This is a genomic window from Brucella ciceri, from assembly GCF_041930145.1.
Lineage (GTDB): Bacteria > Pseudomonadota > Alphaproteobacteria > Rhizobiales > Rhizobiaceae > Brucella > Brucella intermedia.
In genome coordinates, this window is sequence record NZ_JBHEEV010000001.1 from 227904 (window position 1) to 243939 (window position 16036).

The following is a 16036-nucleotide window of genomic DNA, read 5'->3' on the forward strand; positions in this document are numbered from 1 at the left end:
GAGGCCGACATGGAACTTTTCAGCAATCTTGCGCTTGGTTTCTCCACCGCATCGACGCTTGCAAATCTCGGCTTCTGCCTGATCGGCGTATTGCTCGGCACCTTGATCGGCGTATTGCCCGGTATCGGGGCGACAGCGACAATTGCCATGCTTCTCCCGGTCACGTTCCAGATCGGCGATCCGGTTTCGGCATTGATCATGCTCGCCGGTATTTATTACGGCGCCCAATATGGCGGGTCGACGACCGCTATCCTCATCAACATGCCGGGTGAATCTTCATCCGCCGTCACGGCCATTGACGGCTACCAGATGGCGCGACGCGGACGGGCTGGCGCCGCACTTGCCATCGCGGCAATCGGTTCATTCTTTGCGGGCACTGTCTCGACATTTCTGGTAGCGGTGTTCGCTCCGCCACTGACTGAAATCGCGCTTAAATTCGGCTCGGCTGAATATTTTTCGCTCATGGTTGTGGGTCTGGTATCGTCCGTGGCACTGGCGCATGGCTCCATTGTCAAGGCACTGGCGATGGTCGTCCTGGGCCTCCTGCTCGGTCTTGTCGGCACCGACATCTACACGGGAGCGCCGCGTTTCACGCTCGGTATCACGGAATATGCAGACGGGCTTAATTTCGTTGCCGTTGCCGTAGGCGTGTTCGGCATTGCCGAAATCCTGCGCAATCTCGAAAGCGAACATACGCGCGAAGTGCTGATGGCAAAGGTCACAGGACTGATGCCAACACGCGACGATTTCAAACGCATGACGGCACCAATCCTGCGCGGAACCGTCATCGGCTCGGCGCTTGGCATTCTGCCCGGAGGCGGTGCCATTCTCGCGTCCTTTGCTTCCTATACGGTCGAAAAACGCATTTCCAGCACGCCCGAAGAATTCGGAAAAGGTGCTATCGCAGGCGTTGCGGGACCGGAATCCGCCAACAATGCCGGGGCGCAGACATCGTTCATTCCCATGTTGACGCTGGGCATTCCTGCCAATCCGGTGATGGCACTTATGATAGGCGCCATGATTATCCAGGGCATTGTGCCGGGGCCGAATGTCGCGACGGAACAGCCTGCCCTGTTCTGGGGCGTGATTGCGTCCATGTGGATCGGCAACCTTATGCTCATCGTCCTGAATTTGCCGCTGATCGGCCTCTGGGTAAAGCTTCTGACCGTTCCTTATTATGTGCTTTTCCCGATTATCATGACGTTCTGTTCAATCGGGGTTTATAGTGTGAATTCGAATGTCTACGACCTCTATGCGGTCGCATTCTTCGGATTCATCGGCTACCTGCTGGCCAAGCTGCGTTGCGAACCGGCTCCCCTGCTGCTCGGTTTCGTTCTCGGCCCATTGCTGGAGGAACATCTGCGGCGCGCCATGATCCTGTCTCGCGGAGACCCGGCAACTTTCTTCACCCGACCGATCAGCGCCATTCTGCTTGCCATAGCGGCAGCCGTTCTCGTGGTCGTGCTGCTTCCATCGGTACGCAAGAAGCGCGACGAAGTATTCGTGGAGGAAGGTTAGAGCATTTCCAGCAAAAATGTGAAACGGTTTTGCGTTGGATAATGCGATAAAACAAATAGTTAGAGCGGTTCTGGCCATTCTGTTAGGACTGGAACCGCTCAAGCGCGGTTAGCGCATTTCCTGTTCAGGCAAAAATTGTTGTTTCAGGCGCATCAAATCATGATGCGCCTGAATTCATCCGCGCCGCGCGCCTGAGGATACGATGTCGAGATAGACAGCCAGAACAAGAATGCTGCCCTTGATGATCTGCTGCCAGAACGTATCGACGCCGAGCATGGACATGCCATTGTCGAGGCTCGACATGATGAGCGCGCCGACCAATGCGCCGAGCACGGAGCCTACGCCGCCGCGCATGGACGTGCCGCCGATGAAGCAGGAAGCGATGGCGTCGAGTTCGCCGCCCATGCCCGCCGATGGCGTACCCGCTGCAAGGCGCGAGGTCGTCGTCAGGCCGGCCACCGCCGCCATCAGCCCCATCAGCGCGAAGACGGCCATCTTGACGAAATTGACATTCACGCCGGAAAAGCGCGTCGCTTCTGTGTTGGAGCCGACCGCATAGATGTGGCGACCGAACACGGTCTGTTTTGCGATCACGGTGAAGACACCGAGGATCACCAGCAGGATCAAGACCGGAACCGGCACACCCTGATAGCTGTTGAGGATCAGGATGAAGCCAAGGATCAGGACGCCGATGCCAAGAAGCCTCGCGACTTCCATGCCGGATGAAAGCAACTGAAGATTATGCTTGCGTTTGCTGGCTCGCGTGCGCAGCGTCATCAGGATAAGCACGCCAAACAGCGCAATGGCGCAGAGATTGCCAAGCCAGCCCGGCAGATAGCCTTGCCCGATATATTTGAATCCCGGCGAGATCGGCGCGATGGTGACGCCGCCCATGATGCCCAGCACGATGCCGCGAAAGACAAGCTGGCCACCAAGCGTGACGATGAAGGACGGTATGCCGAGATAGGCAGTCAGCCAGCCATTGAACGCGCCGAGCGCCACGCCGAGCACCAATACCGTAATGATCGTCGCCCATAACGGCCATCCAAGGAGCACATCGAGGACGGCGGCAATGCCGCCAAGGAGCCCCAGAAGCGCCCCGACCGAAAGATCGATTTCCCCGGCAACGATGACGAACACCATCGCGGATGCGAGCATTCCGGTGATCGCCATCTGGCGCAGAAGGTTGGAGAAATTGCGTGCGGTCAGGAACTGCGATCGCCCCATTTCGGGATCATAGGTGAGGATCGCGAAAAATGCCCATATGAGCGCAACCACGATCAACAGAGCGACGATCTTGTATTCCGCCAGAAACTTTCGAAGGCTTTTGCCCGTCATCGTCATATCATGCACCGGTCATATTTTGAGCATTTCCAGCGAAGACGAGACAGGTTCTTGCGCCCGGAAATGCGTGAAAACAAAGAGTTGATCGCGGATCAGGCCGCATTGCTTGTCGGCTTGCCGATTGCAGCGGCAAGCACCTTCTCCTGGGTCAGATTTTCATTGGGGAAATCCCCGCGCAGCCGGCCCTCGCCGATCACGAGCACACGGTCGCTGATGCCGAGAACTTCCGGCATTTCGGATGACACCATCAGCACCGCAACGCCCTGCTTCGCAAGGGCGAAGATCAGTTTGTAGATTTCATATTTCGCGCCCACATCGACGCCCCGCGTCGGCTCGTCCAGAATGAGCACCTTGGGGTCCGGCAGCATCATTTTCGACAGCACGGCCTTCTGCTGGTTGCCGCCCGACAGCGAGGCGATTTCCAGCATTGGGTCGGCAGTCTTTACCTTGAGACGCAGAATTTCACGCTGGATCGTTGCCAGTTCCGCTTCCTTGTCGAGCAGTCCGCGCAAGGAAAACCGATCCAGCACCGAGATCGTCATATTGTAGCCCACCGGCATGATGGGCAGGATGCCATCCTTCTTGCGGTCTTCCGGCACCATGCAGATGCCTTGTCGAACCGCATCGCGCGGGGTGCGGATCTTCAGTGCCCGGCCCTCCAGGAACACCTGCCCGTCATGAGCGCCTGGCCAGACGCCGAACAGGCTGGACACCAGTTCCGTCCGCCCCGCGCCAACCAGCCCGGCAATGCCGAGGATTTCCCCGCGCCGAAGAGCGAACGAAACATTATCGACCACCTTGCGGTCGGGGTTCGTCACATCCCAGCAATTGATATTGCGCGCTTCGAAAATGACCTCGCCAATATCATGCGGCTCGCGCGGAAACAGGTTTTTCATTTCGCGCCCCACCATCATGGTGATGATGGCTGGCGTCGTGAGTTCCGCCATCGGCTTCGTGCCGATATGCGTCCCGTCGCGGATGACCGTCACCGTATCGGAAATTTCTGCCACTTCGTCCAGCTTATGGGAGATATAGACGCAGGCCATGCCTTGCGCCTTGAAGTCCTTGATGAGATCGAGAAGGACGCGCGTTTCGGATGCCGTCAACGCCGATGTCGGCTCGTCGAGAATGAGCAGCTTCGCATTCTTGTTGATGGCCTTGGCGATCTCGATCAATTGCTGCTTGCCGCCCGGATAGTGGTAGACCGGAAGCGCGACATTGATGTCGTGAATATTGAGCCGCGCCAGAAGTTCCGTCGCACGCGCATTCATCTGGTCGTAATCGATAAAGCCTCCGCTTGTCGGCTCTGATCCCAGAAAGATGTTTTCCGCAACCGACAGATGCGGCACCATCATGAGTTCCTGATGGATGATGACGATGCCCGCCGCCTCCGTGTCGCGGATGCCCGTCGCCTTCAATTCCTGGCCTTCCCAGAGAATTTCCCCGCTCCAGGTGCTATGGGGATAAACGCCGGAAAGCACTTTCATCAGCGTGGATTTGCCTGCGCCGTTCTCACCGCAAAGGCCGACACACTCGCCCGCGCGCACTTTCAGGTAAATTCCGTCCAGCGCTTTCACGCCGTTGAAGTCCTTACCGATATTGCGCATCTCTAGAAGATATTCGGACATCGCATATGACCTTGCAGTAACGTAGAGAATGGACCGCCGGGTTCGAGACATTCCGGCGGAACTCCTCCCAGACAACGCTGTCACCGACAGCATCGACAAGTCGGCGAGGCCAGAAGCTGGATCATGATTTCCAGACTTCCGGCCCCACTGTTTCACATCGGGCTGGCTCACCGGAGCAACTCCGGCGACACCCGCCGGAAAGGCTTACTTTCCGTAGATCTGCTCCTTGGTATAGAAGCCGTCCTGAACGTAGATGTCGATATTGTCCTTGGTCACGGCGGTCGGCGTCAGCAGAAGCGTGTCGACCTGCTTGCCGCCATTGTCGAGCTTGGAATTGAATTCAGGCGTTTCGCCCTTGACCATCTGGACTGTCAGCTTGGCGGCTTCCGAAGCAATGAGCTTCAGCGGCTTGTAGACCGTTACGGTCTGCGTGCCGTCGATCAGGCGCTTGACGGCAGCAAGGTCGCTGTCCTGCCCGGAAACGGCGGTCTTTCCGGCCAGTCCCTGCGCAGCAAGCGCCTGGATGGCGCCACCGGCGGTGCCGTCGTTCGAAGCGACGACCGCATCGATCTTGTTCTGCGCAGCCGTCAGCGCGTTTTCCATGATGGAGAGCGCTTCCGTCGGGCTCCATTCCTTGACCCACTGCGAGCCAATGACCTTCACCTTGCCGGAATCGATGGCTTCCTTGAGGGCCTTTTCCTGACCGGCGCGGAGAAGCTTGGCGTTGTTATCCGTCGGCGAGCCGCCGAGGAGATAATAATTGCCTTCCGGCTTGGCCTTCAGGACCGCTTCCGCCTGCATGAAACCGACGCGTTCATTGTCGAACGAAATATAGGCATCGATATCGGCATTGAGGATCAGGCGATCATAGGAAAGAACCTTGATGCCGGAAGCCTTGGCGTCAGCCACGACGGCGTCGAAAACCTTGGAGTTCATCGGCACGATGACGATGGCGTCAACGCCCTGCGCAATCAGGTTTTCAACCTGCTTGACCTGCTTTTCCTCATTGCCGTCAGCCGACTGCACATTGACCTTGGCGCCCAGCTTTTCGGCAGCTTCGATGAAATAGTCGCGGTCGCGCGCCCAGCGCTCGACACGCAGGTCGTCGATGGAAAAGCCGATAACCGGATTTTCCGGCGAAGCATAGACCGGCGTCGCCGCCATGGCGCCGATGCCCAAAGCCGCAGCAACCAACGCGCCGGTCAGAAAATTACGACGTTTCATGCAAATCTCCTCCAAACAACACCGGCTTGCTGCCGGCTGATACCAATCCGCGCCCCCGAACGTATTCCGCCCCCGGAGTTCGGCACGACAAAACAGCCCACTTTGGAGCTGCTTATTTCTTGAATGGCTGATCCTCCCGAAGGCGCCCCGCGCCAAGATCACTCCATCGGACAGCATTGCAAAAGCGACACTGCCCCATCCTCGAACACCATTGATACGTGAAGAAAAATGAATAGCAAGCATTTTTTGATTTACGTACCTCATTTTTGATCTTATGGTCCGCGTCGAGGAGCGAGGATGAAACCTACAGTCCATGATATAGCCAGAACAGCGGGCGTCAGCCTCGCCACGGTAGACCGTGTGCTGAACGAACGTCCGGGCGTGAGAGCGAAGACGCGCGACCGGGTCATGGCCGCGATGAACACGCTTGGCTATGTCCGCGATGTGGGTGCTGCCAACCTTGCTCGCGGACGGCTTTATCAGTTCGATTTTATTCTGCCGGACAATGAAAACACTTTCATGCTGAGCCTGCGCGCGGAACTGCAATCCGCGACCGAACGGGCCTTGGCCGAGCGTGTGCTGATCAATCTCGTCCTTGTCCCCGCCTTCGATGAAGCGGCGCTCGTGGCGGCGCTGGATGATTGCGCCACGCGCAAGCCTGACGGCGTAGCATTCGTCGCGGTCGATACTGACCCCGTGCGTGCAGCCTGCGACCGATTGGGAGAGCAAGGCGTCCACGCCGTCACGCTCGTATCCGATCTCGGGCATTCCACGCGGACGCATTATGTCGGCGTCGACAACGGTGCGGCGGGACGCACGGCGGCGCGGCTTCTGGGACTTTTCGCCAACGGAACCGAAGGCGCGCTTGCAGTCGTCGCCGGTTCGTTGAAGGTCCGCGACCATCAGGAACGTTTCGAAGGTTTTACCGCTGCCATGAAAGCGGACTTTCCTGGCCGCGAGATATTGCCCGTTCTGGAAGGCTTCGATGAGGGCCCGCGCGTGGAGAAACTCGTAGCCGAGTTGCTTGACGAGCGCAGCGATATCGCCGGAATTTACAGCCTCGGAGCAGGCAATAGCGGTCTGGTGAAGGCGCTGGCAAGGCACAACGCCAATCGGCCGCTCGTCATCGCCCATGAGCGCGATAGCGTGACGTCCAAGGCGCTGACGGATGGCATCATCCACGCTGTGCTGGCGCAGGATGCGGGCCATGAAATCCGCAGCGCCATCAGGGTTCTGAAGGCGTCTGCCGATCGTCTGGCTATCGTGCCCGGACAGGAGCACATCCGTATTGAAATTTTCCTCAAAGACAACCTGCCGCATCTCGACTGAAGCGCAGGCGACAAGGCCTTTCCAACAGGAGCAAATATGTATCTCGGGATCGATCTAGGAACATCCGGTGTCAAGGCGCTGTTGATCGATGACGCACAGACCGTCATCGGGTCGGCCCATGGCGAACTGGATGTTTCGCGACCCCATCCGGGCTGGAGCGAACAGGACCCCGCACATTGGATCGACGCCTGCCGGACAGCGATTGACGGCCTGCGCACGGCCCATCCGAAGGAGTTTTCGGCGATTGCCGGCATCGGTCTTTCCGGTCAGATGCATGGCGCTACCTTGCTGGACGAACGGGACCAGGTACTGCGTCCCTGCATCCTATGGAACGACACGCGCAGCTATCGCGAAGCAGCCGCACTCGATGCCAACCCGGCTTTTCGCGCCATCACCGGCAATATTGTCTTTCCGGGATTTACCGCGCCCAAAATCGTCTGGGTTGCCAATAACGAACCCGATATTTTCGCACGCACCCGCAAGGTGCTGCTGCCGAAGGATTACCTTCGCCTCTGGCTGACCGGCGAGTATGTCTCCGACATGTCGGATTCGGCGGGCACAAGCTGGCTCGACATCGGCGCACGCCGTTGGTCGCGCGAACTTCTGGACAAGACCGGCCTCGATGAAAGCCGGATGCCGCGTCTTGCCGAAGGCACGGACGCAACCGGACGGCTGCGGGCGGAACTGGCCGCCGAATGGGGCATTGCCGGACTACCGGTTGTCGCAGGCGGTGCAGGCGATAATGCGGCATCGGCCTGCGGCATGGGCACGGTCAAACCCGGTCACGCCTTCGTTTCGCTCGGCACATCAGGCGTGCTGTTTGCTGCAAACGGCGCCTATCAGCCGAAGCCAGAAAGCGCGGTTCATGCCTTCTGCCATGCCCTGCCCGATACGTGGCACCAGATGGGTGTCATCCTGTCCGCAGCAAGCGCGCTCGACTGGTATGCGCGGCTTGTCGGAAAGACGGCGCATGAGCTTGTTAGGGAACTCGGCGACAGGCTCAATGCGCCGGGCAGCACGACCTTCCTGCCCTATCTGTCGGGTGAACGCACCCCGTATAACGATGCGAAGATACGCGGCGTGTTTTCAGGTCTGGAACATGAATCCGATCAGCGCGCCCTGACGCAAGCCGTGCTGGAAGGCGTTGCCTTCGCGATCCGCGACAATCTCGCCGCGCTTCAGTCTGCCGGTACCGAGATCAGTTCCCTTACAGCGGTCGGTGGCGGCTCCCGCTCCACCTATTGGCTGAAGGCAATCGCAACCGCGTTGAATGTGCCGATCGCCTTGCCGGAAGAAGGCGATTTCGGCGCAGCCTTCGGCGCTGCCCGGCTGGGTCTCATCGCCGCTACCGGCGTAGACCCGCTGGCTGTCTGCACGCCGCCGCGCACCGAGCGAACCATAGAGCCGGAAGCCGCCCTCATCCCGGCCTATGAGGAAGCCTATCAGCGCTATCGCGCCCTTTATCCGGCACTTCACGCCCTCGCCGGTCAGTGACGTTGCCTCAACCAATCAGACATGACGACATTCGAACGGGAGGACACAATGAGCACCGGATTTTTCGGCGACATTCAGAAGATCAAGTATGAGGGGCCGGACAGCGACAACCCGCTGGCATTCCGTCACTATGATCCGAATGAGATCGTGCTGGGCAAGCGTATGGAAGATCATCTGCGCTTCGCGGTCGCCTACTGGCACAGCTTTGCCTGGGAGGGTGGCGATCCGTTCGGTGGTCGCACCTTCGACCGCCCGTGGTATTCCAACGAGTTGGATGCGGCAAAACTCAAGGCCGACGTGGCTTTCGAGTTCTTTTCCCTGCTTGGCGCGCCCTATTACTGCTTCCACGATGCAGATGTGCGGCCCGAGGGGCGCAACTTTGCGGAAAACACCCGATATCTCAACGAGATCGTCGATATCTTCGAGAAGAAGCAGGCCGAAACCGGCGTAAAGCTTCTCTGGGGCACGGCCAACCTGTTCTCCAACCGCCGCTATATGAGCGGGGCCGCAACCAATCCTGACCCGGACGTCTTCGCCTTTGCCGCGGCGACCGTGAAAAGCTGCATCGATGCCACCAAGCAGCTCGGCGGCGAGAACTATGTGCTGTGGGGCGGTCGCGAAGGTTATGAAACGCTGCTCAACACCGATCTTGGACGTGAACTCGACCAGATGGGGCGGTTCCTCAATCTGGTGGTCGAGTACAAGCACAAGATCGGCTTCAAGGGTACGATCCTGATCGAACCGAAGCCCCAGGAGCCGACCAAGCATCAATATGATTACGACGTCGCGACGGTCTATGGCTTCCTGAAGCGCTATGGCCTCGAAAACGAGGTGAAGCTCAATATCGAGCAGGGCCACGCCATTCTGGCTGGTCACTCCTTCGAGCATGAACTGGCACTTGCCCGCACACTTGGCATTTTCGGCTCCATCGATATGAACCGAAATGACTACCAGTCCGGCTGGGACACGGACCAGTTCCCAAACAATGTGCCGGAAATGGCGCTCGCCTATTATCAGGTCCTGCTCGCAGGCGGCTTCACGACCGGCGGCACGAATTTCGACGCCAAGCTGCGCCGCCAGTCGCTCGATCCGCAGGATCTGCTGATCGGCCATATCGGGGGCATGGATTGCTGTGCACGCGGGCTGAAGGCAGCCGCCGGAATGCTGGAGGACGGCGCGTTGTCCAAGCCGCTCGATGAGCGTTATGCGGGCTGGAACGGCGATTTCGGCAAGAAACTTCTGACCGGCCTCTCGCTGGACCAGATCACGGCGGAAGTCGAAGCGAAGGACATCAATCCGCAGCCGAAATCTGGCCGTCAGGAATATCTCGAAAACGTCGTCAATCGGTATGTCTGAACCGGCAAGGCGGTGAAAACAAAAAAGGGCGCCACTGGCGCCCTTTCTTTATTCCCCTATCAATTTCTAAAGCTTGACCCACCCACCGTTTTTCTGCGACGAGCGCACACAGGCATCGATGAAAGCAACGCCCTTCAAACCGTCATCGACGGTCGGATAGATCACGGCGCTATCCGGCTTCTTGCCATTGCGATGGGCCTCGATGGCATTGGCCGCTTCCGAATAAATGGTGGCGAAAGCCTCCAGATAGCCTTCCGGATGGCCGCCCGGCACACGGGTCACGCGGGTCGCAGCATTACCAACGCCTGCACCGCCCCGCGTGATAAGCCGCTTCTGTTCCCCAAAAGGCGTGAACCAGAGATAGTTTGGGTCTTCCTGCGCCCATTCAATGCCGCCCTTTGTGCCATAGACACGCAAGCGCAGAGCGTTTTCATTGCCCGGCGCAACCTGGCTGCACCAGAGCATGCCCTTGGCCCCGCCTGCAAAACGCAGCATCACATGGGCATTGTCGTCCAGACGACGCCCCTCGACAAAACTGTCGAGATCAGCAGCGAGACTATCGACCGTGAGGCCGGTCACGAAGGAGGCGAGATTGAAGGCGTGTGTGCCGATATCGCCCGTTGCGCCGCCAAGACCGGATTGCGCCGGATCGGTGCGCCAGACAGCCCCCTTGGCTCCGGTTGCCTCAACCGCTTCGGTGAGCCAGTCCTGCGCATATTCCACCTGTACGACGCGAAGATCGCCAAGTTCGCCATTGGCGATCATCTCACGCGCCTGCCGCACCATCGGATAGCCGGTATAATTATGCGTCAGGACGAACAATGCGCCGCTTTCGTCGGCGACCTTCTTCAGTTTCTTCGCATCGGCAAGGGTCGAGGTCAGCGGCTTGTCGCAGATGACATGGATGCCGCGTCGCAAAAACTCCTTGGCAGCTTCGTAATGAATGTGGTTCGGCGTCACGATAGAAACGGCTTCGATGCCGTTTTTCAGGCGCGCCTCGCGAATGGCCATGTCCTTGTAGCTGGAATAGATGCGGTCTTCGGCCAGCCCCAGTTCACGCCCCGAGGCCTGCGCCTTTTCCGCTGACGACGACAAGGCGCCTGCCACCAGTTCAAACCGGTTGTCGAGCCGCGCCGCCATGCGGTGAACGCCGCCGATGAACGCGCCCGCGCCGCCGCCCACCATGCCGAGACGAATACGTGAAACGGCGGTTTCCTTGGTTTTAGCTTCGATGGTCATTGCGTCCTCATAATCCAAGCATGCGTCGGTTGGCGGCGTCGTCGGTGCCACCGGATGCGAAATCGTCAAATGCCTTGTCGGTCACGCGGATGATGTGCGCCTTGACGAACTCCGCGCCTTCGCGTGCCCCGTCTTCCGGGTGCTTCAGCGCGCATTCCCACTCGACGACGGCCCAGCCGTCAAAATCGTTCGCGGCCATCTTGGAGAACACCGCGCCGAAATCAACCTGCCCGTCACCGAGCGACCGGAAGCGACCAGCCCGGTTGACCCAGCCCTGATAGCCGCCATAGACGCCCTGCCGTCCGGTCGGATTGAACTCCGCATCCTTGACGTGGAACATCTTGATGCGGTCCTTGTAGATGTCGATATTGTCGAGATAATCGAGGCATTGCAGGACATAATGGGACGGGTCATAGAGCATATTGGCCCGCGGGTGGTTTTTGACCTGCTCCAGAAACATCTCGAAGGTCACGCCGTCGTGCAGGTCTTCGCCCGGATGGATTTCATAGCAGATATCGACGCCGTGTTCATCGGCATGATCAAGGATCGGCTTCCAGCGGCGGGCGAGTTCCTCAAATGCCGTTTCCACCAGACCGGCAGGACGCTGCGGCCATGGATAGATGAAGGGCCATGCCAGCGCACCGGAAAAGGTCGCATGCGCGCCGATGCCGAGGTTGCGCGATGCACGGATCGCCATCTTCACCTGCTCAACCGCCCATTGCTGGCGCGCCTTGGGATTGCCGCGCACTTCGGGCACCGCGAAGCCATCGAAAGCTTCGTCATAGGCCGGGTGCACCGCGACGAGCTGGCCCTGCAAGTGGGTCGAAAGCTCCGTGACTTCGACACCGTTCTGACGCGCCACACCGGCGAATTCGTCACAATAATCCTTCGATTCAGAAGCCTTTTTCAGATCGATCAGCTGGCTCGCCCATGTGGGAACCTGCACCCCGGCATAGCCTTTTTCGGCGGCCCATTTGGTGATGCCATCCCATGTGTTGAACGGCGCTTCATCGCCTGCGAACTGCCCGAGAAAAATGCCCGGCCCCTTGATCGTCTTCATCAAACTTCTCCTGAATATGCTCGGACCCCGCCATCGACCGGCATCGAGCAATTTGAGAGCGCGCTTCGCGCTGCATTTCGGGATTGAAAAAGAAAAGCGTGCGCCCGCACATGCAGGCGCACGATATCTGTTCACCTTAGAACGGCGAATCCGGGAAATAGAAGTCCTTGGCGTTATCCTTCGTCACGAGCGTCGCATCGAGGATGTAATTGCCGCTCACCGGAATCTGGTCGTAGAAATGACCGGCGGCAAGCTGCATCGCCGTCGAAACCATCGCTGGCGGATAGAGGACATCGACCGGCACGAGCTTGTCGCCGTCCATGACCTTCTTGATCATATCCTTGGAGCCTGCGCCGCCTACCACATACTGAATGTCGGAGCGGTTCGCCTGCTTGATGGCTTCGAGAACGCCGACAAGCATGTCGTCATCCTGTGCCCAGACCACATCGATCTTCGGATATTTGGTCAGGAAATCCTGCATGACGCGGAAGGCATCGTCACGGTTCCAGTTGCCATACTGGCGATCCAGAACCTTCACGTTGGAGCCTTCAATGCCCTTGTCGAAACCGTCCTGACGCTGCTGATCGATCGGGATCGGCAGACCGCGAATGACGACGACCTGTGCGTCGGGCGTGGTCTTCTTGATATATTCGCCAGCCACCTGTCCGAGCGCCGGGTTGTTGCCGGCGACGTAGAGATCGCGGATGGTGTTGTCGTTGCTGCTCGGCGCGCGGTCGACCAGAGCGACAAAGGTTCCCTTGTCCTTGATCTCCTTGATGGCGTTGACGAGCGGATCGGGATCGGTCGGCAGAACGACCAGCCCGTCGAGGCCCTGTACGGCCAGATCCTGCAACGCATTGGCCTGCGATGCCGCATCGGGCGATGTCTTGACGATGACATTGAGGCCCGGATGTTCTTCCATCAGGAGCTTCGCCACGCGTTCGGCGTGATAGACGACGCCCGCCGTCCAGCCGTGGTCGGCAGCCGGGATCGACACGCCGATCGTCACTTTCTTGTCCTGAGCGCTTGCCGCGCCGCCAAAGGCCAGCGCCCCCGCCGTCAGAGCGGCGAAAGCAAGCTTCATCAAATTCCCTCGCATAGTCTTCCTCCCAGTAAACGCGGGGCTCTCATTCCTCTCTGGCTGGAATCGCCCCACCAATCCCGCCAATCTCCAAAACCTATCTCCGCGCCAGCGAACGCTGCACCAGCATGGCGATGATGATAATCGCGCCCTGAATGGCTCCCAGCAGATACTCGCTGATGAAATTCGACAGGATCATGATGTTGCCGATGAACTCCAGTATGAACGCACCACAGATCGTCCCCCAGATACGGCCTACGCCACCGCGCATCAGCGTACCGCCGACGACGACAGCGGTAATGGCATGCAGTTCCCACATCATGCCGGTCTGGGCCGAGGTGGAGCCGAGACGCGGTACATAAAGCAGCACCGCAACAGCCACGCACAACCCTTGCACCACATAAGCAATAGTGCGCACCTTCTTGACCGAGATACCGGAATAGCGCGCCACATCTTCGTTGGAACCTGCCGCCAGCAAATGACGGCCATAGCGTGTGCGATAAAGCACAAAAGCTGCTAGCGCCGCCGTCGCAAAGATGAAGATAACGGGGACCGGAACGCCAGCTATGTATCCAGAGTAAACCGGGCGATACATGGCCTGAACTTCGGAATTGCGAAGGGTGATCGCGCCGCCCTGCGACAGCCAGGTCGTCAAACCTCTGTAGATCCCCATGGTTCCAAGCGTAGCAATGAAAGGCTCAATTCCGCCAACGGTAGTAATGAGTCCGTTCAGAAGTCCGCAGGCTGCTCCAAGTACCAGAGCCAGCAGGACGGCAACCAGCAGCAGCAGGACCGGGTCGGCAATGACGCCGGAATTGATGAAAAGGATCATCAAACTCGCCACAAAGGCCACCATTGATCCTACTGACAGGTCCAGACAACCTGAAGAGATAACATAGGTCGCGCCCACTGCAATAATCCCGATAAATGCAGCGCGTGTCATGACATTGAGCAAATTGTCTAGGCCAATGAAATTCGGACTAACAATAGCACCAAGTACAAGCAGCAAAGCGAGCGCTACAAAAGGCGCAATTGCGCGCAAGTCCCAATCCTTGGACGTCCTCGGCACTCTGCTTTTATCGGTCGCAACCTGTGTCATCTATTTCCCACTTTATTGTTTTTATGCGGCGTCTTCGGCTTCAACGCCGGTTGCAAGCACGACGATGCCATGTTCCGTCATGCGGTCGCCGGATACCTCGCCGGCGACCCGCCCTTCCCGCATCACGACGATGCGGTCGCAGATGCCGATCAGTTCCGGCATTTCCGACGAAACGACGATGATCGATTTCCCCTCATCGGCCAGATTGGCGATGAATTGATAAATCTGCTCCTTCGTGCCGACATCGATGCCGCGCGTCGGTTCATCGATGATGACGATGGACGGTTCGAGCATCATCATCTTGGCGAGCAGCAGCTTCTGCTGGTTTCCGCCCGAGAGCTGGCCTGCAAGAATGTCCTTGCGGCCCGTACGAATATCGAACTCGCGGATCGCATCATCAAGCGCGGTGCGTTCCCTGTTGCGATCGATCTGCAAACCGCGCACGAATTTCTTCAGCGACGCAAGCGTCAGATTGACACCCAGGTCCTTGGTCAGCAGCAGCCCTTTGCCCTTGCGGTCCTCGCTGAGATAAACGATCCCCGCCTTCTGGCTTTCATGCGCATTGCGAAAATGAACCGGATTTCCATTGTGGCGCGCATCGCCCTTGCCGGGCCGCAGACCGACGATGCCTTCCATCAGTTCCGTGCGCCCTGCGCCAACCAGCCCGGCAAAGCCGAGTATTTCGCCCCGGTTCAGGTGAAAGCTCGCATTGTGGACGTAACCCGGCACGCTGAAGTTCTCGATTTCCAGAATGGCAGCGTTGTCATGCTGGCTTGCGCGGTCAGGGTAGAGTTTTGCGACATCGCGGCCAACCATCAGGCGGGCCATATCGGATGGCTGCAATTCGGAAGCCAGATGCGCGGAAACGAGCTTCCCGTCACGAAGCACGGTCACACGATCGGATATTTCCTTAACTTCCGGCAGGCGATGCGAAATATAGAGGACAGCTACGCCCTTGGCGCGAATATCGCGAATGACTTTCAGCAGCGCTTCCGTCTCGAAAGGCGTCAGCGAAGCGGTCGGCTCATCGAAGATCACAACACGATGCGGCACCAGAAGCACGCGGGCGATCTGGACCAACTGGCGCTGTGCAATCGACAGAGAGCCGACGACCGTATCGGGGTCGATATCGGCGCCAAGATCACGGATGGCCTTGCGCGCGCCCTCGCGCATCGACTTGTCGTCGACGACGACGCCCCGGTTCAGTTCACGGCCCAGATAAATGTTCTGCGCGACTGTCAGATCGGGTGCGAGCAGGATTTCCTGATGCACGAGCACGATGCCCTGCGCTTCGGCCTCGACCGGCCCCGAGAAGGACACCGGCTTGCCGTCAATGCGGATTTCTCCGCCCGTCGGACGCTCATTGCCCGCCAGCAGCTTCATCAGCGTCGATTTTCCGGCACCGTTCTCACCGATGATCGCGTGGACTTCGCCGCCGAAAATGCGCAGATCAATGTTTTTCAGAACCTGAACGGGACCGAACGACTTGGAAAGCGACACGGCCTCCAGCAGCGCTGGCCTGCCATCTTCTCCCGGCGCGCTCATAGGCAGCCGCCCACGGCGAATCGCCGCTTCTGGCGCTTTTTCAGCCCAGTCTTTTCCAAAGCTTTCGCCGCTGTTTGTGGCTGCACGTGAACTCCTCCCAAAGCATCACGATTAAAAGA

Annotated in this window: 12 protein-coding genes; 4 read left to right on the forward strand and 8 right to left on the reverse strand. The window is 58.7% G+C overall.

The window, feature by feature from the left end; genetic code table 11:
- Positions 1-9 precede the first annotated feature (9 nt).
- A complete protein-coding gene (locus JNC63_RS00980; RefSeq protein ID WP_006468677.1) occupies positions 10-1518 on the forward strand; it encodes a tripartite tricarboxylate transporter permease in 1509 nt (502 codons plus the stop codon).
- 174 nt (positions 1519-1692) lie between these two features.
- On the opposite strand, the gene JNC63_RS00985 is transcribed toward JNC63_RS00980, so the two are convergent.
- From JNC63_RS00985 to xylF, 3 genes are all read right to left on the reverse strand, one after another.
- Positions 1693-2862 carry a sugar ABC transporter permease gene (locus tag JNC63_RS00985; RefSeq protein ID WP_021585499.1) on the reverse strand — a complete coding sequence of 390 codons (1170 nt, stop codon included), beginning with the start codon at positions 2860-2862 and terminating at the stop codon, positions 1693-1695.
- 92 nt (positions 2863-2954) lie between these two features.
- Positions 2955-4490, reverse strand: a complete 1536-nt coding sequence (locus tag JNC63_RS00990; protein WP_021585500.1) for a xylose ABC transporter ATP-binding protein — start codon at positions 4488-4490, stop codon at positions 2955-2957.
- A 204-nt stretch (positions 4491-4694) separates the two neighbouring features.
- Positions 4695-5714 (reverse strand): D-xylose ABC transporter substrate-binding protein, encoded by a 1020-nt coding sequence (gene xylF, locus JNC63_RS00995; RefSeq protein WP_075041481.1) that lies wholly within the window; start codon positions 5712-5714, stop codon positions 4695-4697.
- Positions 5715-6011: 297 nt separating this feature from the next.
- Between xylF and JNC63_RS01000 the strand changes: the two genes are divergently transcribed.
- Genes JNC63_RS01000 through xylA form a run of 3 tightly spaced genes read left to right on the forward strand, consistent with a single transcriptional unit; the run spans position 6012 to position 9893 of the window.
- Positions 6012-7043 (forward strand): LacI family DNA-binding transcriptional regulator, encoded by a 1032-nt coding sequence (locus JNC63_RS01000; protein WP_075041482.1) that lies wholly within the window; start codon positions 6012-6014, stop codon positions 7041-7043.
- Between the two features lie 36 nt (positions 7044-7079).
- Positions 7080-8537: a xylulokinase gene (gene xylB, locus JNC63_RS01005; RefSeq protein ID WP_075041483.1), complete on the forward strand. Its 1458-nt coding sequence runs from the start codon at positions 7080-7082 to the stop codon at positions 8535-8537.
- Positions 8538-8585: 48 nt separating this feature from the next.
- Positions 8586-9893, forward strand: a complete 1308-nt coding sequence (xylA, locus tag JNC63_RS01010) for a xylose isomerase (RefSeq protein WP_075041484.1) — start codon at positions 8586-8588, stop codon at positions 9891-9893.
- A 66-nt stretch (positions 9894-9959) separates the two neighbouring features.
- On the opposite strand, the gene JNC63_RS01015 is transcribed toward xylA, so the two are convergent.
- The 5 genes from JNC63_RS01015 to JNC63_RS01035 form a co-directional block, all read right to left on the reverse strand.
- The gene (locus JNC63_RS01015) at positions 9960-11132 is read right to left on the reverse strand and encodes a Gfo/Idh/MocA family protein (protein WP_075041485.1); all 1173 of its coding nucleotides are present in this window, start codon (positions 11130-11132) and stop codon (positions 9960-9962) included.
- 7 nt (positions 11133-11139) lie between these two features.
- Positions 11140-12192, reverse strand: a complete 1053-nt coding sequence (locus JNC63_RS01020; RefSeq protein WP_075041486.1) for a sugar phosphate isomerase/epimerase family protein — start codon at positions 12190-12192, stop codon at positions 11140-11142.
- Positions 12193-12328: 136 nt separating this feature from the next.
- On the reverse strand, positions 12329-13291 hold the full coding sequence (locus JNC63_RS01025; protein WP_006470336.1) for a substrate-binding domain-containing protein: 963 nt from the start codon (positions 13289-13291) through the stop codon (positions 12329-12331).
- A gap of 79 nt (positions 13292-13370) precedes the next feature.
- Positions 13371-14372: an ABC transporter permease gene (locus tag JNC63_RS01030; RefSeq protein WP_374846100.1), complete on the reverse strand. Its 1002-nt coding sequence runs from the start codon at positions 14370-14372 to the stop codon at positions 13371-13373.
- A gap of 21 nt (positions 14373-14393) precedes the next feature.
- Positions 14394-15917 carry a sugar ABC transporter ATP-binding protein gene (locus tag JNC63_RS01035; protein ID WP_063620453.1) on the reverse strand — a complete coding sequence of 508 codons (1524 nt, stop codon included), beginning with the start codon at positions 15915-15917 and terminating at the stop codon, positions 14394-14396.
- Between the last annotated feature and the right edge of the window lie 119 nt (positions 15918-16036).

Bases quoted from the DNA above. Each gene is read 5' to 3' on its own strand.
- xylB (WP_075041483.1), top strand. From the start codon at position 7,080: ATGTATCTCGGGATCGATCTAGGAACATCCGGTGTCAAGGCGCTGTTG.
- JNC63_RS00985 (WP_021585499.1), bottom strand. From the start codon at position 2,862: ATGACGATGACGGGCAAAAGCCTTCGAAAGTTTCTGGCGGAATACAAG.
- xylA (WP_075041484.1), top strand. From the start codon at position 8,586: ATGAGCACCGGATTTTTCGGCGACATTCAGAAGATCAAGTATGAGGGG.
- JNC63_RS01000 (WP_075041482.1), top strand. From the start codon at position 6,012: ATGAAACCTACAGTCCATGATATAGCCAGAACAGCGGGCGTCAGCCTC.
- JNC63_RS00990 (WP_021585500.1), bottom strand. From the start codon at position 4,490: ATGTCCGAATATCTTCTAGAGATGCGCAATATCGGTAAGGACTTCAAC.
- JNC63_RS01020 (WP_075041486.1), bottom strand. From the start codon at position 12,192: ATGAAGACGATCAAGGGGCCGGGCATTTTTCTCGGGCAGTTCGCAGGC.
- JNC63_RS01030 (WP_374846100.1), bottom strand. From the start codon at position 14,372: ATGACACAGGTTGCGACCGATAAAAGCAGAGTGCCGAGGACGTCCAAG.
- xylF (WP_075041481.1), bottom strand. From the start codon at position 5,714: ATGAAACGTCGTAATTTTCTGACCGGCGCGTTGGTTGCTGCGGCTTTG.
- JNC63_RS01015 (WP_075041485.1), bottom strand. From the start codon at position 11,132: ATGACCATCGAAGCTAAAACCAAGGAAACCGCCGTTTCACGTATTCGT.
- JNC63_RS01025 (WP_006470336.1), bottom strand. From the start codon at position 13,291: ATGCGAGGGAATTTGATGAAGCTTGCTTTCGCCGCTCTGACGGCGGGG.
- JNC63_RS01035 (WP_063620453.1), bottom strand. From the start codon at position 15,917: ATGAGCGCGCCGGGAGAAGATGGCAGGCCAGCGCTGCTGGAGGCCGTG.
- JNC63_RS00980 (WP_006468677.1), top strand. From the start codon at position 10: ATGGAACTTTTCAGCAATCTTGCGCTTGGTTTCTCCACCGCATCGACG.